At 70.6% G+C, this 19,979-nt stretch carries 20 protein-coding genes and 2 pseudogenes; 9 read left to right on the top strand and 13 right to left on the bottom strand.

What is annotated here, in order from left to right; translation table 11 throughout:
* Positions 1–24: 24 nt before the first annotated feature.
* From K1T34_RS07940 to pucL, 6 genes are all read right to left on the bottom strand, one after another.
* Positions 25–1,467 (bottom strand): NCS2 family permease, encoded by a 1,443-nt coding sequence (locus K1T34_RS07940; RefSeq protein WP_220243637.1) that lies wholly within the window; start codon positions 1,465–1,467, stop codon positions 25–27.
* A gap of 223 nt (positions 1,468–1,690) precedes the next feature.
* Positions 1,691–2,179: a nucleoside deaminase gene (locus K1T34_RS07945; RefSeq protein WP_220243638.1), complete on the bottom strand. Its 489-nt coding sequence runs from the start codon at positions 2,177–2,179 to the stop codon at positions 1,691–1,693.
* 35 nt (positions 2,180–2,214) lie between these two features.
* On the bottom strand, positions 2,215–4,524 hold the full coding sequence (pucD, locus tag K1T34_RS07950) for a xanthine dehydrogenase subunit D (RefSeq protein ID WP_220243639.1): 2,310 nt from the start codon (positions 4,522–4,524) through the stop codon (positions 2,215–2,217).
* Positions 4,521–4,991 carry a (2Fe-2S)-binding protein gene (locus K1T34_RS07955; protein ID WP_220243640.1) on the bottom strand — a complete coding sequence of 157 codons (471 nt, stop codon included), beginning with the start codon at positions 4,989–4,991 and terminating at the stop codon, positions 4,521–4,523. The genes pucD and K1T34_RS07955 overlap by 4 nt, the downstream gene beginning before the upstream one ends.
* Positions 4,982–5,866: a xanthine dehydrogenase family protein subunit M gene (locus tag K1T34_RS07960; protein WP_220243641.1), complete on the bottom strand. Its 885-nt coding sequence runs from the start codon at positions 5,864–5,866 to the stop codon at positions 4,982–4,984. Before K1T34_RS07960 ends, K1T34_RS07955 begins: the two co-directional genes overlap by 10 nt.
* 13 nt (positions 5,867–5,879) lie before the next feature.
* The gene (pucL, locus tag K1T34_RS07965; protein ID WP_220243642.1) at positions 5,880–6,752 is read right to left on the bottom strand and encodes a factor-independent urate hydroxylase; all 873 of its coding nucleotides are present in this window, start codon (positions 6,750–6,752) and stop codon (positions 5,880–5,882) included.
* 166 nt (positions 6,753–6,918) lie between these two features.
* Here pucL and K1T34_RS07970 point away from each other — a divergent pair, with 166 nt between their 5' ends.
* Complete coding sequence (locus K1T34_RS07970; protein WP_220243643.1) at positions 6,919–8,469, top strand: helix-turn-helix domain-containing protein; 1,551 nt, start codon at positions 6,919–6,921, stop codon at positions 8,467–8,469.
* Here the strand turns inward: K1T34_RS07970 and K1T34_RS07975 are convergent.
* From K1T34_RS07975 to K1T34_RS54625, 3 genes and pseudogenes are all read right to left on the bottom strand, one after another.
* Positions 8,444–9,067: an SDR family NAD(P)-dependent oxidoreductase gene (locus K1T34_RS07975; protein WP_220243644.1), complete on the bottom strand. Its 624-nt coding sequence runs from the start codon at positions 9,065–9,067 to the stop codon at positions 8,444–8,446. The two genes, K1T34_RS07970 and K1T34_RS07975, sit on opposite strands and share 26 nt — an antisense overlap.
* Before the next feature lie 24 nt (positions 9,068–9,091).
* Positions 9,092–9,187 (bottom strand): annotated as a pseudogene (locus tag K1T34_RS07980) (Imm1 family immunity protein); the annotation flags it as partial.
* 25 nt (positions 9,188–9,212) lie between these two features.
* Positions 9,213–9,371, bottom strand: a pseudogene (locus K1T34_RS54625) (hypothetical protein); the annotation flags it as partial.
* Between the two features lie 296 nt (positions 9,372–9,667).
* Between K1T34_RS54625 and K1T34_RS07985 the strand changes: the two are divergent.
* Positions 9,668–10,231, top strand: a complete 564-nt coding sequence (locus K1T34_RS07985) for a TetR family transcriptional regulator (RefSeq protein WP_220243646.1) — start codon at positions 9,668–9,670, stop codon at positions 10,229–10,231.
* On the opposite strand, the gene K1T34_RS07990 is transcribed toward K1T34_RS07985, so the two are convergent.
* Complete coding sequence (locus K1T34_RS07990; RefSeq protein WP_220247057.1) at positions 10,207–11,100, bottom strand: hypothetical protein; 894 nt, start codon at positions 11,098–11,100, stop codon at positions 10,207–10,209. The genes K1T34_RS07985 and K1T34_RS07990 overlap by 25 nt on opposite strands.
* A gap of 214 nt (positions 11,101–11,314) precedes the next feature.
* Between K1T34_RS07990 and K1T34_RS07995 the strand changes: the two genes are divergently transcribed.
* From K1T34_RS07995 to K1T34_RS08005, 3 genes are all read left to right on the top strand, one after another.
* Complete coding sequence (locus K1T34_RS07995) at positions 11,315–11,614, top strand: YciI family protein (protein WP_220243647.1); 300 nt, start codon at positions 11,315–11,317, stop codon at positions 11,612–11,614.
* A gap of 117 nt (positions 11,615–11,731) precedes the next feature.
* Positions 11,732–12,601 (top strand): dihydropteroate synthase, encoded by an 870-nt coding sequence (folP, locus tag K1T34_RS08000; protein ID WP_220243648.1) that lies wholly within the window; start codon positions 11,732–11,734, stop codon positions 12,599–12,601.
* Entirely contained in the window at positions 12,601–13,332 is a 732-nt protein-coding gene (locus K1T34_RS08005; RefSeq protein WP_220243649.1) for a pyrimidine reductase family protein, read from the top strand. The genes folP and K1T34_RS08005 overlap by 1 nt, the downstream gene beginning before the upstream one ends.
* A 25-nt stretch (positions 13,333–13,357) precedes the next feature.
* Here the strand turns inward: K1T34_RS08005 and K1T34_RS08010 are convergent, their stop codons facing one another.
* Positions 13,358–14,455: a DNA alkylation repair protein gene (locus K1T34_RS08010; RefSeq protein WP_220243650.1), complete on the bottom strand. Its 1,098-nt coding sequence runs from the start codon at positions 14,453–14,455 to the stop codon at positions 13,358–13,360.
* 36 nt (positions 14,456–14,491) lie between these two features.
* Between K1T34_RS08010 and K1T34_RS08015 the strand changes: the two genes are divergently transcribed.
* The gene (locus K1T34_RS08015) at positions 14,492–15,184 is read left to right on the top strand and encodes a TetR/AcrR family transcriptional regulator (protein WP_220243651.1); all 693 of its coding nucleotides are present in this window, start codon (positions 14,492–14,494) and stop codon (positions 15,182–15,184) included.
* 129 nt (positions 15,185–15,313) lie between these two features.
* Here K1T34_RS08015 and K1T34_RS08020 read toward each other — a convergent pair whose 3' ends face one another.
* Entirely contained in the window at positions 15,314–15,634 is a 321-nt protein-coding gene (locus tag K1T34_RS08020) for a DUF664 domain-containing protein (protein ID WP_370643806.1), read from the bottom strand.
* Between the two features lie 107 nt (positions 15,635–15,741).
* On the opposite strand from K1T34_RS08020, the gene K1T34_RS08025 reads away from it, so the two are divergent.
* On the top strand, positions 15,742–16,581 hold the full coding sequence (locus tag K1T34_RS08025) for an LLM class F420-dependent oxidoreductase (protein ID WP_220243652.1): 840 nt from the start codon (positions 15,742–15,744) through the stop codon (positions 16,579–16,581).
* Here the strand turns inward: K1T34_RS08025 and K1T34_RS08030 are convergent.
* Positions 16,551–17,423 (bottom strand): hypothetical protein, encoded by an 873-nt coding sequence (locus K1T34_RS08030; protein ID WP_220243653.1) that lies wholly within the window; start codon positions 17,421–17,423, stop codon positions 16,551–16,553. The two genes, K1T34_RS08025 and K1T34_RS08030, sit on opposite strands and share 31 nt — an antisense overlap.
* 110 nt (positions 17,424–17,533) lie before the next feature.
* Here K1T34_RS08030 and K1T34_RS08035 point away from each other — a divergent pair, with 110 nt between their 5' ends.
* Both K1T34_RS08035 and K1T34_RS08040 read left to right on the top strand, forming a co-directional pair.
* A complete protein-coding gene (locus K1T34_RS08035; protein WP_220243654.1) occupies positions 17,534–18,343 on the top strand; it encodes a helix-turn-helix transcriptional regulator in 810 nt (269 codons plus the stop codon).
* A 91-nt stretch (positions 18,344–18,434) separates the two neighbouring features.
* Complete coding sequence (locus tag K1T34_RS08040; RefSeq protein WP_220243655.1) at positions 18,435–19,961, top strand: AMP-binding protein; 1,527 nt, start codon at positions 18,435–18,437, stop codon at positions 19,959–19,961.
* Positions 19,962–19,979: the final 18 nt, after the last annotated feature.

Here is a 19,979-nt window from a genome sequence, read left to right on the forward strand (position 1 = left end):
TTCCTTTCCTTCGAGCTACCACAGCTACAAGATCGCCTTGACGACGTCGATTCCGAAGTAGACGGTGAACACCAGCGCCAGCACCGTGAGGATCCAGCCGGCCTCGCGCCACTTACCCTTGCACGTCTTGATGAGCACGAACGCGATCAGGCCCGCGCCCACACCGTTGGTGATGGAGTACGTGAACGGGATCAGCGCGACGGTGAGGAACACCGGGATCGTGTAATCACTGTCCTGCCACGGGATGTTGCGGCACTGCGCCACCATCATCCCGCCGATCACCACGAGCGCCGGCGCCGCGGCCTGCGCGGGGACGATGCCCGCGATCGGCGTGAACAGCAGCGTCGCGGCGAACAGCGCGCCGGTGACCACGCTCGCGAGCCCGGTCCGCGCGCCCTCCCCCACGCCGGCCGCCGACTCGAGGAACACGGTGTTGGGCGAGGAACCCGAGAGCCCGCCGGCGATCGCGCCCGCGCCGTCGACGAACAGGATCCGGCCCATCCGCGGCACGCGGCCGTCCTTCGACAGCCCGGCTTCGGCCGACACGCTGGTGATCGTGCCCATCGCGTCGAAGAAGCCGGACAGCACGAGAGTGAACAGGAAGATCGTGGCGGTCAGCGCACCCGCTGAAGCGAAGCCGCCGAACAGGTCGATGTGGCCCAGCAGCCCGAAATCGGGTACCGCCACCACGTGGCTCGGCAGCGTCGGGGTGGTCAGACCCCAGTTTCCCACATGGAATCCGTCGTGCAGCACCACGGCGAGCACGGTGGACACCGCGATGCTGATCAGCACCGCGCCCGGGACTTTGCGCGACATCAGCACCGTCATCAGCAGCAGGCCGAAGCAGAACACCGCGATCGGCCAGCCGTCGAGGTGCCCGTCGAAACCGAGCCGAACGGGCACAGTGGACTCGGCCGAGTCCGGCGTACGCGTGACGAACCCGGCGCTGACCAGGCCGACGAGCGCGATGTAGAGCCCGATGCCGACCGTGATCGCCATCTTGAGCGGCGCGGGGATCGCGTTCATGATCCGTTCCCGGATCCCGCTCACGGCCATCAGCACGATGCAGACGCCTTCGAGCACCACGAGCCCGAAGGCCTGGGGCCACGTCATCGCCGGCGCCATCTGGAACGCGACGATGCCGTTGATCCCGAGACCCGCAGCCAGCGCGAGCGGCGCGTTGCCGACGAGTCCCATGAGGATGGTCATCACCGCGGCCGCCAGCGCGGTGGCCGTGGTGACCTGGGCGGCGCTGAGCTTCGCGCCGGTGATGTCGGCGGAAGCGCCGAGGATGAGCGGGTTGAGCAGCACGATGTAGGCCATCGCGACGAACGTGGTGATGCCGCCGCGCACCTCGCGGCCCACGGTCGTGCGGCGGGCGGTGATGTCGAACAGTCTGTCCGCAATGGACTTGCGGGCCGGTCCTGGAGCCGGGGTCACAGCGTCGTCGATGTGGACCTGGATCATGCGTCCTCCCCTTGCCGGTGGGCGTGCTCGGCCGCGCCCCGCATTCGGACGGGGCGGGCAAGCCGGACGAATTTGCGTTTTTGTGGTGCTCCGGTCAGCACCGGGATGTGCCCGGGTACGGGCTTCCGGTGTCGGGCGTGTCTGTATCGGGCCTGTCTGTATTGGGCCTGTCTGTATTGGGAACTGCGGGGCCGGACCGGGGAGAACCGCCGGCCCCGAGTGCCTAGTAGTCGACGCGGTCGGGCCGGTCCAGCCAGGCGTCGAACGGTGCGAAGCCGTCCTTGAGGGACAGCCGGGAAACGGGTACTTCCCAGGTTTCGCGGGGCTTGTCGAACAGTTCGTAAAACGCGCGGTCGTCGAAACCGGCCTTGGCCGCGTCGTGGCGGTCGGCCGCGTAGACCACGCCGTCCACCCGCGCCCACAGCGCGGACGAAAGGCACATCGGGCACGGTTCGCAGGAGGACACGAGCACGCAGCCGGTGAGCTTGAACGTGCCGAGCGCCTGGCAGGCCGCGCGGATGGCGACCACCTCGGCGTGGGCCGTGGGGTCGAGCGAGGGGGTGACGCGGTTGACACCCGTCGCGATGATGTCACGGCCCTTGGCGACGAGCGCGCCGAACGGGCCGCCGCCGTCGGCGACGTTGCGGGTCGCGATGCGCACGCTCTCGAGGAGCCATTCACGCTCGAGGTCGGCGTCGAGGGAGAGGGTCATTTCGCTTGCGCTCCAGACAGTTCCAGTGAGTCGGCTCAGGTTCCGGTGATGTGCTCGGGCCGGATCGGGACGCGGGGCAGTTCGAGGCCGGTCGCCGCGCGTATGGCGTTGGCGACCGCCGGCGTCGAGGAGATCGTGGGCGGCTCTCCGACGCCGCGCACGCCGTAGGGCGCGTGCGGGTCGGGCCGCTCCAGCACGTCGATACGCATCGGCGGCATGTCCAGCACGGTCGGGATGAGGTAGTCGGTGAACGACGGGTTGCGCACCTTTCCGTCCAGCACCTGGATCTCCTCCATCACGGCCAGGCCGAGACCCTGCGCGGACCCGCCTTGGATCTGGCCGAGCACCGCGTCGGGGTTCATCGCCTTGCCCACGTCCTGCGCGCAGTCGAGCTGCACGACCTTGACCAGGCCCAGCTCCACGTCGACGTCCACCACCGCGCGGTGCGCGGAGAAACCGTACTGCACGTGGGCGTCGCCCTGGCCGGTCTCCGGGTCGAGCGGGTAGGTCCTGCGGTGGTGGAACTCCCGGGTCTCCTCGACAATCTCGTCGCCGAGTAGGTCCACAAGGGGCGTGACGACCTCACCGTCGCCGGCCACGATCTTGCCGCCCGCCAGCGACATCCCTTTCGCATCACGGCCCAGCCGGCGTTCGGCCAGTGCATAGACCGCGTCGGCCACCGCACGGCACGCATTGCGCACGGCACCACCGGTCACGTAGGTCTGCCGCGACGCCGAGCTCGAACCCGCGTCGCCGACGCTCGTGTCGGCCGGGTGCACGGTCACCCGCGGCACGCCCAGCTCGGTGCGCGCGATCTGCTGCTGCAACGTGACGAGCCCCTGGCCCACCTCGGCCGCGGCCGTGTGCACCATCGCCACCGGCTCGCCGCCGATCACCTGCAGCCGCACGCGGGCGGTCGAGTAGTCGTCGAGGCCTTCGGCGTAGGAGATGTTCTTGATGGTCACGCCGTAACCGACCCCGCGCACCACGCCTTCGCCGTGGGTCACATTGGACGCTCCGCCGGGCAGGTCGCGGATGTCCGCGTTCTCACCACGTTCCGGCGGCAACGGCATGTCCTTCAGCCGCTGGATCAGCTCGGCCACGGGAGCCGGGAAATCGACGAGCTGGCCGGTGACGTTGGTGGAGCCCTCGCTCATCGCGTTGCGGATCCGCAGGTCGGCGGGGTCCATGCCGAGCGCCGTGGCGAGTTTGTCCATTTGGGACTCGTACGCGTACGTCGGCTGCACCGCGCCGAGGCCGCGCATGGCGCCGCACGTCGGGTTGTTGCTGTACACGCCCCAGCCCTCGATCTTCGCGTTGGGCACGTTGTACGGGCCGACGCTCAGCGTCGTGCCGTTGCCGACCACCACCGGTGTCTTCGACGCGTAGGCGCCACCGTCGAAGTACAGCCGGGCGCGCACGTAGACCAGATCGCCCTCGCGTGTGGCGCCGTGTTCGTAGTACATCTTCGCCGGGTGCCGGTGTACGTGGCCGAAGAAGGACTCCTCGCGGTTGTAGACCATCTTCACGGGCCGGCCGGTGCGCAGCGCGAGCAGGCACGAGTGGATCTGCATCGACAGGTCCTCGCGCCCGCCGAACGCGCCACCGACGCCGCTGAGTGTGAGCCGCACCTTCTCCAGCGGCAGGCCCAGTGCCCGCGCAGTCTGCTTCTGGTCCACGTGCAGCCACTGCGTGGCGAGGTAGAGGTCCACGCCGCCGTCGTCGTCGGGCACGGCAAGGCCGGACTCCGGGCCGAGGAAAGCCTGGTCCTGCATGCCGATCTCGTAGACGCCGGACACGACCACGTCGGCCTTCGCGGCCGGGTCACCCTTCACGATGCGTTGGTAGCGCACGAGATTTCCGCCAGGGTGCAGCTTCGGCAGGGTCTCGTCGTGGGCCGCGCGCTCGGGATCGGTGACCGGTTCGAGCACCTCGTACTCGACCACGATGTGCTTGAGCGCCTGCCGCGCGATCTCCGGGTGGTCGGCCGCGAGGATCGCCACCGGCTCGCCCTGGTAGCGCACGCGGTCCTCGGCCAGCGCCGGCGTGTCCTGGTACTTGAGGCCGTAGAGGTTCTCGCCGGGCACGTCCTCGTGCGTCAGCACCGCGTGGACGCCAGGCTGCGCCAACGCCCGGGAGACGTCGAGGCGCACGATTCGCGCGTGCGGGTGCGGGCTGCGCAGCGTGGCGCCCCACAGCATGTCCTCGTGCCACAGGTCCGAGGAGTACGCGAACTCGCCGCGCACCTTGAGCGTGCCGTCGGGTCGCAGCGGGCTCGTGCCGATGCCGCCGGTGACGGTGTCGGCCAGCTCCTGCGGTGAGCGGGCCGGGGCCGGGCGCGTCATGCGTGCTCCTTCCGCGCGGCCGCGAGCCGGACCGCGTCGAGGATCTTCTCGTACCCGGTGCAGCGGCACAGGTTCCCGGCCAGGGCCTCACGAATCTCGGCGTCGCTCGGGTTTTCGGTGCGCGCCACGAGATCGTGGGCGGTCACCAGGAGCCCGGGTGTGCAGAAGCCACATTGGACGGCGCCGCATTCGACAAAGGACTCCTGGATCGGGTCCAGGTTCTCACCGTCGGCGAGACCTTCCACCGTGCGCACCTCGCGGCCCTCGGCCTGCCCGGCCGCGACCAGGCAGGCGCACGCCGGCACGCCGTCGAGGTACACCGTGCACGAGCCGCACTCGCCCTGCTCGCACGCGTTCTTCGAGCCGGCGAGGCCGAGCCGTTCGCGCAGCACGTAGAGCAGGCTTTCGCCTTCCCAGACGTTGTCCGTCTGGCGCTGCTCGCCGTTGACGATCACGTTCACACGCATTCCGTGCGCCTCCCTCCGCAGTATTCGGTCCAGGCCCAGCCGAGCGTCCGCCGCGCCAGCACCGACAGCGCATGGCGGCGGTAGTCGGCGCTGCCGCGCACGTCGTCGATGGGCGCGGCCGCGGCGGCCACCAGCTCACCGAAGCGGCGTTTCACCGAGTCGGCGAGCGCACGCGGCCGGTCCCACTGGTCGTCGGCCGCCAGCTCGCTCGCGAGGAACTCCTCGGCGTCGAACGCGCGGCGCGGTGTCGGGGCGGCCGAGCCGACACCCGTGCCCACGCTGCGTTCGGCCGGGTGCACCGCGAGGCCGAAGGCGCAGACCGCGATCACCATCGCGTTGCGGGTCCCCACCTTGCTGAACTGCTGCGGCCCGCTCGCCGGTGCCAAGTGGACGGCCGTGATCAGTTCGTCGGGTTCGAGCACATTTCGCTTCACACCAACGTAGAAGTCCTTCGCCGCCACGCGCCGGGTGCCGCGGGTGGACGCGATCTCCACCTCCGCGTCGGCCGCGAGCAGCGCCGGGTGCGAGTCACCCGCGGGCGACGCCGCGCCGAGGTTTCCGCCGACGCTGCCGCGGTTGCGGATCTGCGGCGAGCCGACCGTGCGGGCCGCCATCGCCAGTCCCGGCAGCCGGTCGCCCAGCTCCGCGATGATCCGCGTGTACGGCGTCGCGGCCGCGATCCGGATGCGGCCTTCCTCGACGTCGTAGCCGTAAAGCTCGCTGACGCGGTTGAGGTCGAGCAGCGCCGACGGGCGGCGGTGGTCGAAGTTGATCTCCACCATCACATCGGTGCCGCCCGCGATCGGTACGGCGTCGGGGTGCGCCGCCTTGGCCTCGAGGGCCTCGGCGAGCGTGGTCGGGCGCAGGAACTCCACTTCGGCCTCCGTCTCAGGACCAGGCCGGTCCGGCGGGCGGCGCGTCGTCGCGCAGCACGGTGCCCTCGATCAGCCCGTACGGCCGGTCTGCGGCGTGGAAGACCTCACCGGGGTTGTCGAGGCCGAACGGCGACAGGTCGGTGAGGAAGTGGTGCTTGTTCGGCAGCGCCAGGCGCACCTCCACGATCTCTGGCACCGTCTCGAGCACGCGCGAACCCATCGCGTAGAGCGTCTGCTGCAGCGACTGGCTGTGCGTTCCACCGAAGGCGTCGAGCAGCGAGGCCAGGGCCGTGTCGTGCGCACCGGCCCAGTCAACGTCTTCGCCGGAGAAGCGCCAGCTCGCGTTGACGGCCGTGGCGAGGATGCGGTCCTTGGTCTCCGGCAGCGTCGTGTAGCCGTCGCGTGGGAAGCCCCAGAACTCCGAGCCGGTGGTGTTGAGCACCGTGAGGTCCTCGACGCCGCCGAGCACCCAGGCCTGCGCGCCGTCGTAGTGCACGGTCGTGGTGCGCGTGCCGCCGCCCGAGCGCGCGAACGAGTGGTGGGCCGGCTGCCCGCCGACCGTGAGCCGCTGCCACGGGTACGACTCCACGTGGACGCGGGCGCCGTGGATGCTCTCCTGCGTGGTGACGAAGTGGCGCGCGAGGCGCAGCGCGTAGTCCTCGATCTCGCCGACGCCGTCGCGGGCGAACGCGAACACCGTGTTCTTCTGCGTGTCGGTGGCCAGCACCTTGTCGTTGGCGCCGGTGAGGTGAGTGTCGCTCATGTCGCCGGACAGCGAAACGCTGACGTTGAGGTCGGTGATCCGGTGCTCGTCGCCGTCGCGGTCGACGCGCACGACCCGGTTCTCCGCCTTTCCGTAGCGGTTGTCGCCCAGAACGATCGCCATGGTGTTCCTTCCCTTCGCTCGTCGGTCAGTAGACACGCCGTGACGTGGCGCGGACCACGGCAGATCCACCGAAACCGGGTGGGCGTCGAGGGTGGTTTTTCGTAGGTTCCTCCAAACGACGGCGGCCCTGGCGTGTGCGCTACTTGAGCCTGGAAGGAGGTGCCGCGTGCGGCTGGGTGCGCTGCTGGACACGCCGGAGCTCGGGCTGACCCTGCTCACCGGCGAGTCGGCGCTGGACCGCGAGTTCGGACGCGTCTTCCAGGCGACACTGCAGGACCCGACGCGGTACCTCAGCGGCGGGGAGATCGTGCTGTGCGGCATGCGCTGGCTGCCCGGGCCGTCCGAGGCCGAGGAGTTCGTGGGCGTGCTGGCGGCGGCGGGCGTGGTCGCGCTGGGTGCCGGGACGGCGGAGGTGGGCGGGCCCGTGCCCGAGCACCTCGTGGAGTCGTGCCGGCGGGTCGGGCTGCCGCTGTTCGAGGTCCCGCTGTCGGTGTCCTTCGCGACGGTGACCGAGCGCGTGATCCTCGGCCTGGCCGCCGAACGTTCCGCCCCCGCGCACGACTCGCACCGGCGGCTGGTCGCGGCCGTGACCAGCGGTGATGGCCTTCCCGCGCTCGTTTCCGCGGGCGCTTCCGAATTGGGCGTGGACTGCTGGGTGCTGAGCGCGACCGGCCGGCTGATCGCCGGCACGGGTTCGCCGCCTTCCGATGCGCGCCGGGCCGCCTTGGCGCGCCGGTTCCTCCGCGCGGAACGCCTCCCGTTGACCGTCCCCGGCGACGACGGTCCCGTCACGCTGCTGGCCGCCGCCAGCCGCTCGGGCCACCGCGTGGCGAGCTGGTTCCTGGTGGCCTCCGGCGACATCGGACGGTGGGCTGTTTCCCGGCGCGAACTCGCTCTGGAGCTGGCTCCGTTGATCGGGCTGGAGCGTTCCCGCGTCGACGAGGCCAAGCGCATCGAGAACCGGGCGGCCGAGCCGCTGTTGCGGTTGGCCCTCTCCGACGACGCTTCCCCGGCTTCGTTGTCCGCGCGGCTCGCGGCGCTGGACTTCCCACCTTCGGCGCACGTCGTGACCCTCTCCGCCGCAGTCGACGGCGGCGGCCCAGGCCTCACCCAGGTGCTGGTGGAGGAGCTGCTCGCTTCGGCCCCCGCCCCCACGCTGGTGGCCACCGTCGACGGCGAGACCTTCGGGTTGTTCCCGGCTCACGACCGCCTGGGCCGCCTCGCCGAGACCCTGCGCGAGTCCGTCCGCGCGGTCGAACCCGCCCTCGGCTCCGCCCGCCTGTCCGTCGGCCTCAGCCGCGCGCCCGACGCGGCCGGCCTGCGCTCCGGCCTCCAGGAGGCGCGCCACGCCCGCACGCTGGCCGCCCTTTCGCCGGGCCGCGCGGCCGTGCTGGCGGGTGACGAGGTGGCCTCCCACCTGCTGCTGCTGGCCGCCGTCCCCGACGACCTGCGCCGCTCCTTCGGCGAGAAGGTGCTGGGGCCGGTGCTGGCGTACGACGCCGCCCACGGCTCGGAGCTTCTCCCGACCCTGAAGGCTTTCCTCGAGCACTCCGGCTCCTGGACCCAGACCTCGGGCACGCTGCACCTGCACGTGAACACCCTGCGGTACCGGATCTCGCGCGTCTCGGAGCTGACCGGCCGCGATCTGGGCCGTTTCGCGGACCGGGTGGATCTCTACCTGGCGGGGTGTTTCACGCAGGACTGGGGTTGGTCGTGATCAGCACTTCCCGCTCCCAGACGCCCTGCGTGTGCAGGCGCCAGTAGTGCTCGGCGACGACGTCCGGGTCGAACGCCGTGCCCTTCTCCACGGTGCCGCCGACAGTGACCGTGGCGAAGTGCAGCGTGGGGTACTGCTCGGCGAACAGCGCCGTCACCGTGCGGAGGCCGGCCTTGCCCAGCGAGAGGCTGGTGTAGGCGGCTTTAGGCTCGGGCATCCCGCCGGTGGTGAGGAACGTCCCGTGGCCGCGCTCGGCCATCCGCGGCGCGAGGTGCGCCGCGGCGAGGTAGGCGCCGAGGACGTTGACGCGCCACAGCCTGAGGTGCTCTTCGGCGCCGAGCTCCCCCGGCGCGTCCCTGCGGATGACGGCGGCGTTGTAGACCACGACGTCGGGCAGTCCTTGGTCTTCGATCACCGCGTCGAGCGCCTGGCGCAGGGACTCCTCTTCTCCGACGTCGGCCACGTGGGTCACGGCGTCGACCCCGAGGTCCTTGGGCTGCCGCGCAACGGCCGCCACACCGAACCCCTCCCGCGCGAACCGCCGCGCGACCGCCGCCCCGATCCCCGGCCCCGCCCCGATCACGACGATTCCTGCCATGAGTCGACGGTAGCGCCGTGAAGCTCAGGCCTCGTCGATTTCCACCACGCTCGGCCGCCGCCCGGACGCGATGAACTCGTGCAGCCCGCGCCGCACGGTCGCCATCGGAACCACGACACTCGCCGGTACCCCGCTTCACGCCGGCGACCGACACCTGAACCATCGGCGGCACGACGTGCCCAGCCGTCTCCGCCACGATGCGATCAACGAGTTCATCCAGCTCGGCGACGGTGGGCACGCGGATGGCGACGTTGTCGTCGCCGCCGTTCGGCGTCCGGTCGTACCAGATGTCGAGCACTACCACTGATCGACTCCCAACTCGACGGGATCAAGCTCGCCGGGACTCGCCCGCATCTTCGCATCGGACAAAGCCGGCCGGCTGCCCTCTGAAGATGCGGGTTTCCGGCCTGCAGTGCCCTGCATGCTCAGGGTCAGGGCGCCGTGCCATGGCGGAGAGTTTGACCGGCCTGTTCGACGCGGCCGGCCGGCAGCTTGCCGAGCTCGACACTCACCCTTGCGTACGACGTCCTCGACCTGCACGCGCGTGACGTGGACGACCAAAACTCAACTCACCGACCAGTTGGTTGGTAACCTCACCGGATGGCGCGCGACGCGGAACAGACCAAGCAGCGGCTGCTCGAAGCCGCGATCAGCGAGTTCGCCGCATACGGGATCGCGGGGGCGCGGGTGGACCGGGTGGCCGCGGCGGCGGGGTGCAACAAGGCGATGATCTACTCGTACTTCGGCAGCAAGGAGGGGCTGTTCGACGCCGCGTTCGATGAGCGGACGGCGGCGTTCTTCGAGGCGGTGCCGTTCGACGCCGGGGATCTCGCGGGGTACACCGGGCGGGCGTTCGACTACTTCGACGAGCATCCCGAGACGTTGCGGCTCTCGACGTGGTACCGGCTCGAGCGGTCGGAGGCCGAGCACCTCGCGGCCATCACCGAGGTCAACGACGTCCGACTGCGGGAAATCGGGCGGGCGCAACGCGAAGGCGAGATCTCCGGGCACTTTTCGCCCGTGCAGCTGCTCGTGCTGATCCAAGCGCTTTCCGCGGCGTGGCACAGCACCAACCCGGAACTGGGGCCGCACCTGCCGAGCGCCCGCGCAGGGAGGCGGCGGACGCTCGTCGAAGCGGTTCAGGGATTGCTTGCACTGAAATAGCCAGCGGGGCTTTTCCCGCGAATTAACGAAAAAACAACGGTGCCGGCCAGAACGAGAGACGCCGAGGCCGAGAGCGCCAGTAAGAACCAAGGCGCGGCGAAGGGCGGAATTCCCGCGAAGGCCTCGACGCCGATCACCGCGGTGAGCACGGCGTCGGCGGCCACGGCGAGCCAGACGACGCGCAGGCGAGCCCGCTCGGGCAACGCGGTGAAGCGCAGCAGCCACGCGAGCCCGGGCAGTACGAGGATCGCGTGCATCGCCACGGCGTGCAGTGGTTTCAGCGAACCGGCGGTCGTGTAGGCCAGCTCAGGGGACCCGCCGCGTGCCTCGACGACACCGCGGGCGATCATCACCGCGCCGGTGGCGAGGGCGACCATCAGCACCAGCAGGCCGAAGCGCACGGCGACCAGCATGCTCGGCGCCATGCTGCCCGGCGAACGGAAAGCCGCAGCCGTGAAGCCCAAACCCGTCACCACGATCACGCCGCCGCCGGCCGCGAGCGACATCGACACCACCGTGTCGAAGCCGGTCTCGAAGTTGAAGTGCGACGGGACCCTTCGCCACGCCTGCATGGTCACGAGCACGACCTCCGCCACGCACGCCACGACGAACGCGCCGAGCAACCCGGCCCGGGCCCGCGGCCGCAGCACGACGTACGACGTCGCCCACGCCACCGACGCCAGCGTGAGACCGAACGACAACCCGAACGTGACCGCCTTGCGCAGCGACACCGGCCCGAGCCACGTGCCGCCGCTGGCCAGCAGCACCACCGCGTTCACGACGCCGCTCGCGAAGAGCACCGCCCCCACCACGTACGCGACGCGTTCCACGCGCCTGCCGTCCCGCCAGATGCGGCTCACGGCGTCCATCACCGGCTGAGTCATGACGTCAGTTTGGTGCTGTGACAACGTTTCGTCGTCCGCTCGGTGTCGACACCCGCGTACGCAGATTTACGTACACCGTCCATTGGGAAAACGCGAAAAAAGAGCACGTAAAGAACACATTGCAATTCCGGGATAACGCGTGGGCGCCGCCACTCGGCAGGAGGATGCGACTGCCGTGAGTGAGTTCTACTCTGAAGACATGTACATAGCCTTGCTCGCCTACACGGCGCCTCGAAACGAAGTCGACTACGCACTGGCAGAACACGCGGAGTGGTTGCGCACGCACTTCTCCCGCGGATTGTTCCTGGTTTCCGGAAAAGGGGACACCGAGCACGACCAGGTCATCCTCACCCGCCCCTGCGTGCGCGGCAAGCTGGACGCCGTGCTCGCCACCGACCCGCTCGTGGTCCAGCGCCTCGCGCACTACACCGTGATCGAATTCTCCGCCACTCGCACCTCCCACGAATTCCACGCCATCAACGAGGCACTCGCCTCCTGAAGTCGCCGGCCCGGGAGCAGGTGGCCTTCGGCGGTGTTGCCCGCCACCTGCCCGCCGTATCACCGTCGTGCGCTCGCCTATGATCGCGGGAACCGACGTTCCGGTACGGGAGAAGCCATGCACACGCCCGACCTCGTCTTCCGAGGCCGCCGCCTCACCAGCGATCGCGCGCTGGTGATGGCCATCATCAACCGCACCCCCGATTCGTTCTACGACAACGGTGCGACCTACCTCGAGACCCGCGCGCAGGACGCCATCCGCCGCGCGTGCGCCGAGGGCGCGGACCTCATCGACATCGGCGGCGTGCCGGCCGGCAAGGGCCCCGAGGTCACCACGGCGGAGGAGATCGCCCGCGTGGTGCCGACCGTCGAATGGGCGCGCGAGACGTTCCCGGACCTCGTGATCAGCGTCGACACCTACCGCGCCGCGGTCGCGGACGCCGTCTGCCGCGCCGGCGCCGACATTGTGAACGACAACTGGGCGGCCTTCGAGCCCGAGATCCTGGACGTCGCGGCCGAGCACGGCGCGGGGTACATCTGCTCCCACACCAACGGCCTCACGCCGCGCACCGAAGCCGCGAAGCCGCAGTACGACGACGTGGTCGGCGCCGTGATCGACGGCACCACCGAGCTCGCGAAGCGCGCGCTGGAGCGCGGGGTGCCGCGCGAAGGGATCATGATCGACCCCTGCATCGACTTCGGCAAGAACTCCTACCAGTCGCTGGAGCTGATGCGGCACACGCAGGCGCTCGTGGACACGGGCTGGCCGGTGCTGATGGCGCTGTCGAACAAGGACGTGATCGGCGAGACGCTCGACGTGCCCGTCGGCGAGCGCGTGATCGGCACGCTCGCGGCCACGGCCGTCGCGGCGCTGCACGGGGCCGCGATGTTCCGCGCCCACCAGGTCGTGGAGACGCGGCAGGTGGCGGAGATGGTGGCCAGCATCGTGGGCACGCGCCCGCCCGCGCACGTGGTGCGGTCGGTCTGATGCGCGAGATCTTCCCGGGCGCGCGCGACCTGGCCGAGGCCGACCTGGAGGCGCTCTACGCGTACCCGGCGCCCGGCAAGTGGCTCGCGGTGAACTTCGTGTCGAGCGCCGACGGTGCCGTCACCGTCGAGGGCCGCTCGGCGTCGCTGTCCACGCCCGCCGACCGCGTGATCTATCGGCTGGGCAACGACCTCGCCGACGTCGTGCTGGTCGGCGCGGGTACCGCCCTGCTCGAGGGCTTCAAGGGCATACGCCCCGACGAGCACTCCGCCGACCGGCGCCGCCGCCACGGCCTCGCGCCGATCCCGCCGGTCGCCGTGGTCACCGGCGGCGGCTCGCTGCGCGCGGACGCCCCGGTGATCACGAACGCCTTGGTGCCCACCATCGTCATCACCCACGCCGGCACCGACCCCGACCTACGCGCCGCCTGGACCGCCGCGGGCGCCGACGTGCTCGTGGCCGGCACGGACGCCGTCGACCTCCGCTCCGCCGTCTCGGCCCTCGTCTCCCGCGGCCTCACCCGCATCGACTGCGAGGGCGGCCCGCGCCTCTTCGCGTCCCTCCTGGCCGCCGACGCCGTCGACGAGCTCCGCCTGACGATCTCCCCCTTCCTCATCGCGGGCCTCGCCCCGCGCGCGGCTTTCGGCGACACCATCGACCCCGCGCGGCTCCAGCTGGCCTCGGTCCTGGAGGACGACGGGACGTTGATGCTGCGGTACCTGCTGCACTGACTCAGTCCACAGTGGATCGTCGACTTCACGCCAACAGCTCGAAATCCGCCTTCCCCAACGAAGTTCCGTTCACCTGGATCTCCAGCGCGTGCGCGCCCGGGTGGTAGACGCGGGTGGTGATGACGCGGAAGGAGTGGGTGCGGTCCAGGAGCAGCTCCGCGCCCGGGTCGAGGACGCGGGTGGTGAGCTTGAAGACCTTCGGTGTGGTGGTGCCGTTGGCTTTGCGGTGGTGCACGACGTAGTCGACGACCAGGTTCATCGGCGTGTCGCCCGTGTTGCGCAGCGTGCCGGTGAAGCCCAGTTCGGCGCCGATGGTCACCGAAGGCGCCGAGAGCACGAGACCGTCGAAGGTGATGCCGGACGGTGGCGCGAAGCCGAGCAGCGCCAACGCACCCGGGTCGCCTTGTTTGATCAGGGTGCGCAGGCCGTGTCGGACGAGTTGCGCAGTCTGTTTGTCACCGGAAGCACCCACCCAGCGGCCGGCCGCGGCCACCGCCGCCTCGGGACGCGCGCGGCTCAGATCGTTGAGGTGGTTGGCAACCGAACGCCGCACGTACGCCGAAGAGTCGCGGTGCAGCGCGTCGAGGATCGGCGCCGTGACGCCCGGCCGGGCGGTGATCGCCCCCACCCGGCGCGCCCACGGCAGCAGCGGCCGCGTGCCCTCCGAGGCCAGGCGGCGGACGTGCTCCGACGGGTCGGAAGTCCAGGTCAGCACCTTCGGCAACGCCCGGTCGAGATCCGCGTCGAGCAGCGGCCGGATGGCGAACTCCGCCGTGAGCCGCGGGGTCAAGGCGGCGAGCAGATCCAACGCGGCGTCGAACGCGACCGGCCCGCCGTCCGCCAGAGCCCGCGCCGAAGCCGCCTCCGAGACGGGCCAGATCATCCAGCCGGAGAACGATTCGTCGGCCAACGCCCGCTCCACGACGTCCGACAGCTCGCGGTAGCCGCCCGGCAGGTCGGCCAACAGTGCGTCGCGCACCGCGTCCGTGCGTTGCCGCAGCCCGAGCCCACCCAGGCGGACCCGGCGGAGCTCCCCGAACGCGACGCCGGGCGCGGCTGCCTTCATCGACGCGAGCAGCCCCCTGACGACCGCGTCGTTGAGCATCTCGTCAGCCAGCGGCATCCGCTTCTCCCCTCCATCAAGCGCTACATTCGTTACATGCCCATCCAGAACACCAGCGCCAAGGACCGGCTGCTCCTGGCAGCAGCCCAGCTCCTCGACGCGGCGGCCGGCGGACCGGTCTCGACCCGCGCGATCTGCGAGCGGGCCGGCGTGCAGGCGCCGACGCTGTACCACCACTTCGGCAGCAAGCAGGGACTGCTCGACACGGTGGTCAACTTCGGCTTCACCCAGTATGTGGAGAGCACCGACAAAAACCGCGCGGACGCCGATCCGGTCGAGCAGATCCGCGAGGGCTGGGACCGCCACGTGGACTACGGCCTGACCCACCCCGCCTTCTACGTGCTGCTCTACGGCCAGATCCAGCCCGGCGTCCCCTGCACCCTCACCTCCAGCGCCGAGGCGATGCTGCTGGAGCTGCTCACGCACGCCGCCCGCCAGGGCCGCCTGCGCGTGACCCCCGCCGAGGCCGCGCGGCAGATCGCGGCCGCCAACTCCGGCGTCACGCTCAGCCTCATCGCCCAGCCCGAAGACGCGCGCGACCTGGCGATGTCCCACCAGGTCCGCGACGCGCTGCTCGCCAAGCTGATCACCGACGAGCCCGCCGACGCGCCGTCGACAGTCGGCGCGCTGGCCGTCGCCCTCGCGACGGCGCTGGACGGGAAGAGCGAGCAGCTCACCCCGGTCGAGCAGACCATGCTGCGCGAGTGGCTGGACCGCCTCGCCTCCTAAGGCGACCCAGGTCACCTGGGCGACCTCATTTCACCCGAGTCGTGTCCAGCGGCGCCGGAGTTGGCCCGATGGATGCGGCAGGCCAGGGGCCGTGAACGAGGTGTTCCGCCTGATTAGGCGGTGAAACGGTCAGGCCGTGGCTGGATCGGCAGCTTTGGCCGCCCGCTCGATTTCCGCCCGCCGGCTCTCCCAGAAGGCTGCATCCTGCCCCCGCCGGGCCATGCCTGCCGCGTCCATCTCGACTTCGCCGTCCAACTGTTCGCGCAGGATGTCGGCGTGCCCGGCGTGCCGGCTGGTCTCCGTGAGCATGTGGACCAGGACGTTGAACAGCATCACGTCAGGACGTGGCCACCAGGGCACGTAGCCGGGCGAGTCGCCCCGACTCGCAACGACCTCTGCTGCCTGAACGTCCGCAAGGTTCAGGCCGGGTGGGGGACATCGAGGCCAGATCTATTGACCGCGGGCCAGATCCACTGACAAGGCTGGACCGCCTCGCTTCCTAACGTCGATACATTTGCTACAGTCCTCTATATAACAAATATAGAGGAGGATCCGGCATGCCAGCAGCACTCGGCCGGTACGGCGCGTGGATGAGCCCCGCCACCGACGACAAGACCCGCAAGAAAGTGGCCGTGGAAGCCGAAAAACTGGGCTACGCCACGGTGTGGTTCGGCATCGGCGCGAGCTCCGTCGAGGATCTGGGCTACTTCGAGGAAGTCCTCGACGCCACTGACCGGATCACCGTCGCCACCGCGATCGTGAACATGTGGACCAACGACGCCGGTCGCATCGCCGCCGCCTACCACCGCCTCACCGAGCGGCACGGTGAGCGGTTCGTTCTCGGCGTCGGCGTCGGGCACCCGGAGTCGATCACGACGTACCAGAGTCCGTACCAGAAGATGGTCGCCTACCTGGACCAGCTCGACGCCGAAGGCGTGCCCGCCGAAGCCCGCGTGCTCGCGGCGCTGGGGGACCGTTCGCTCGAACTCGCCGCCACGCGGACGCGCGGCGCGCACCCGTACCTCGTCGTGCCGAAGCACACCGAGCACGCGCGGGCGGTCCTCGGCCCGAGCGCGCTGCTGGCGCCGGAGCACAAGGTCGTGGTGGACGACGATCCCGTGGCCGCCCGCGCGATCGGCCGTCCGTTCGTGCACAAGCCCTACCTCGGCCTGCGCAACTACGTGAACAACCTGCGCCGCCTCGGCTACACCGATGCCGACGTCTCCGGTGAGGGCAGCGACCGCCTCATCGACGACCTCGTCCTCCACGGCACGCCCGCCGCGATCCACGGCCGGCTGGCCCAACACCTGAACGCCGGCGCCGACCACGTCGGGGTCCACGTGCTGGGGCCCGACCCGTTGACGGGCTACCGCCGGCTCGCCGAAGTGCTTTTGTGAGCGAACTGCTGCACGGCCTCGTCGGCCTTGTCGAACGCCGCCCGCGCCGCCGAGAGGTCCTCGGCCGCGCGGGCGGCTCGGGTTTCCGCGTCCGCCAGGCGTTCGCGTAGCTCGGCCAGGCGAGCGTCGGCCAGTTCGGCGATGCGTTCGGTGCGGACCAGGGTTCGTGAGGCTTCGGCTCGTTCGCGCGTGGCGGCGGAAGCCTTGCGCTGCCACTCTTCGCGGGCGACGCGTTCCCGTTCGCGGTCCGCATGGTCCTTTTCGGACTTCTCGCGCGCGGCCTTCTCGTCGGCCTGCTTGCGGCGGGTGTTTTCCTTGGCCGGCGCGGTTTTCCGCTCCGGAGCGGGCTTCTTCTTCCGTGGACCCGAAGCAGCGGGCAACGACAGCCACTGGTCCACATCCTGGTGCGCCACCGACGTCAGCCGCCCCGCCAGCACGAGCCGCGCGACGTCCGGGTCCGCCACGACCGTCTCCAGCGTCTCCTCCACCTCACGCGCGACGGAGTCGCTCAGGTCCGGCGCGTCGCGCAGGACCCCGCGCACCAGCTCGGCCCGCCGCTGCGCCAGCTCCCGCAGCTGCTCGCCGGCGAGGCTCGCGTGCGCGGCACGCAGCCGGTCGCCCAGCTCGGCCAGCTCCTCGAGCGCCGAGGAACCGTCGCGAGCCAGCCGGTTGACGAAGAAGGCCGCGGTCGTCGGCTTGCGCAGTGCCTGGATGCGGCGCGCGAGCTCGGCGTCGCCCGCTTGTTTGGCCGCACGGGCCGCGGCTGAGCGCGACGCGACGAAGTCCGCGGGCTCGCCCGCGTAGAGGTCATCGGCGACGGTGTCGAAATCCGGTGCTGCCACCGCACCACGGAACCACACCGGTAGTCCGAACGCGACGTATCACGTACGGTGGACGCCTCGGCAAAGCCGAAAGCCGCAGGTCAAGCGAGACAGGTCCAGGGACGGTGCCCATGACGCCATCGGGCAGGCTCGCGCTGACGGCCAGCCCCCTGGTCGCCGGCGCGCTGCAGGCGCTCCAGCGCGTGACCGGGCTGCCGGTCGCGATGGGCGGGCCCGTGTCGGCGGGGTCGAGGACGCTCGTGATCGACCAGCTGCGCGGCACGGCCACGGGCTCGCTGCAGCACCTGCGCGTCGACACCGGCGCCGGGCTGGGCGGCAAGGCCGTGGCGCTCGGGCGGCCGTCGACGGTCATCGACTATCTCAACGCGCAGGGCATCACCCACAAGTACGACCGAGCCGTTGCGCCGGAGCAGCTGCGGGCGATGGTCGCGCTGCCGGTGCGCGTGGGCGCGTCGACGCGCGCGGTGCTGTACGCGGCGACGCGCGATTCGATCACCTTCGGCGACCGGATCCTGCGCGCGGCGAGCGCGGTCGTCGCACGGCTGGAGCGCGACATCGAGGTGGAGGAGGAAGTCCGGCGCCGGGTGGCGACACCGCCGCCGGGTGAGCGCCACGACCTGCACGCCGAGCTCCTCGCGATCGCCGGTTCGATGCACGACGACGAGGCCCGCGCGCGGCTGCTCGAAGTGTGCGAACGCCTGCGTCCGGCCGAGGCACCGCCGGGGATCACGCTGTCGCCGCGCGAGCTCGACGTGCTGCGGCTCGTGCGCGAGGGCTGCACCAACGACGAGATCTCCGAGCGGCTCGGGCTGCTGCCCAACACGGTCAAGTCGTACCTCAAGCACGCCATGCGCAAGCTCGACGTCAGCAACCGGATCCAGGCGGTGAACCGGGCCCGCGCGGCCGGCCTGTTCGGCTGAGCACCCCCTTTGTGGGGTGGCCGGGTGGTCACCGCGCGGGCATCATCGCCGCACGGGCAGCGCTGCCCGTTCGACGCGAAGGGATCGGCACGTGTTCTACGACCTCGCTGTCCGCGATTTCCTCGACCGCGCGGAAACGGTGTACCCGGACCGGATCGCGGTGGTGGACGAACCCGACCAGCCCGCGGCCTCGTGGGGCGCGATCACCTACCGCGAGCTGGCCCGGCGGGCCCGCAAGCAGGCCGCGAACCTCGACGCGCTGGGCGTGCCCGTCGGCGGGCGCGTCGCGATCGTTTCGCACAACTCGGCGCGGCTGCTCACGTCGTTCTTCGGGGTTTCGGGGTGGGGCCGCATCCTGGTGCCGGTGAACTTCCGGCTCGCCCCGGCGGAGGTGCGCTACATCGTGGAGCACTCGGGCGCCGAGGTCGTGATGGTCGACCCGGAGCTGAAGCCGCTGCTGGACTCGGTCACCGCGAAGCACGTGTTCGTGCTCGGCGAGCACGACGAGCAGATCTTCGGCGGCGACGGCGAACCGCGCCCGTGGACGCCCGACGAATCGGCCACCGCCACGCTCAACTACACCTCGGGCACCACCGCGCGGCCCAAGGGCGTGCAGCTGACGCACCGCAACCTCTGGCTCAACGCCACCACGTTCGCCTTGCACACCACGCTCAACGACAACGACGTGCTGCTGCACACCCTGCCGATGTTCCACTGCAACGGCTGGGGCATGCCCTACGGCGTCACCGGTCTCGGCGCGCGCCACATCGTGCTGCGCAAGGTCGACGGCACGGAGATCCTGCGCCGCGTGGAGGAACACGGCGTCACGATCATGTGCGCCGCCCCCGCCGTGGTCACCGCGGCGCTCGACGGCGCCGCGAAGTGGGACGGCGAGATCCCCGGCCGCGACCGCGTGCGAATCGTCGTGGCGGGCGCGCCGCCGCCGACCCGCACCATCGAACGCGTGCGCGCCGAGCTGGGCTGGGAGTTCATCCAGATCTACGGCCTCACCGAGACGTCGCCGCTGCTCACGGTCAACCGCTTCCGCTCGGAGTGGGAAGACCTCGACACTCACGAGCAGGCGAAGCTCCTGGGCCGCGCGGGCGCGCCGGCGCTGGGCGTGCGCGTGTCGATCGACACCGACGGCGAGGTGCTCGTCCAGTCGAACATGAACCTCGACGGCTACTGGGAGAACCCGGACGAAACCGCCCGCGTGCAGGAGGGCAACTGGTTCCACACCGGCGACGGCGGCCGCTTCGAGGACGGCTACCTCTCCATCGCCGACCGCAAGAAGGACGTGATCATCACCGGCGGCGAGAACGTGTCCTCCATCGAGGTGGAAGACGCCCTGAACTCCCACCCGGCCGTGCGCGAGGCCGCCGTGATCGGCATCCCCGACACGAAGTGGGGCGAGCTCGTCACGGCCCTGGTCGTCACGGACGGCACCCCCGTGACGGCGGAGGACCTGATCACGCACTGCCGCGGCCACCTGGCCGGCTACAAGTGCCCGAAGCGTGTGGACTTCCTCGACGAGCTCCCCCGCACGGCGACGGGCAAGATCCAGAAGTTCAAGCTGCGCAAGCCGTTCTGGGAAGGCCAGGACCGGCAGGTGCACTAGGGCATCTCTGAAAAAGCC

This window comes from Amycolatopsis sp. DSM 110486 (assembly GCF_019468465.1).
Lineage (GTDB): Bacteria > Actinomycetota > Actinomycetes > Mycobacteriales > Pseudonocardiaceae > Amycolatopsis.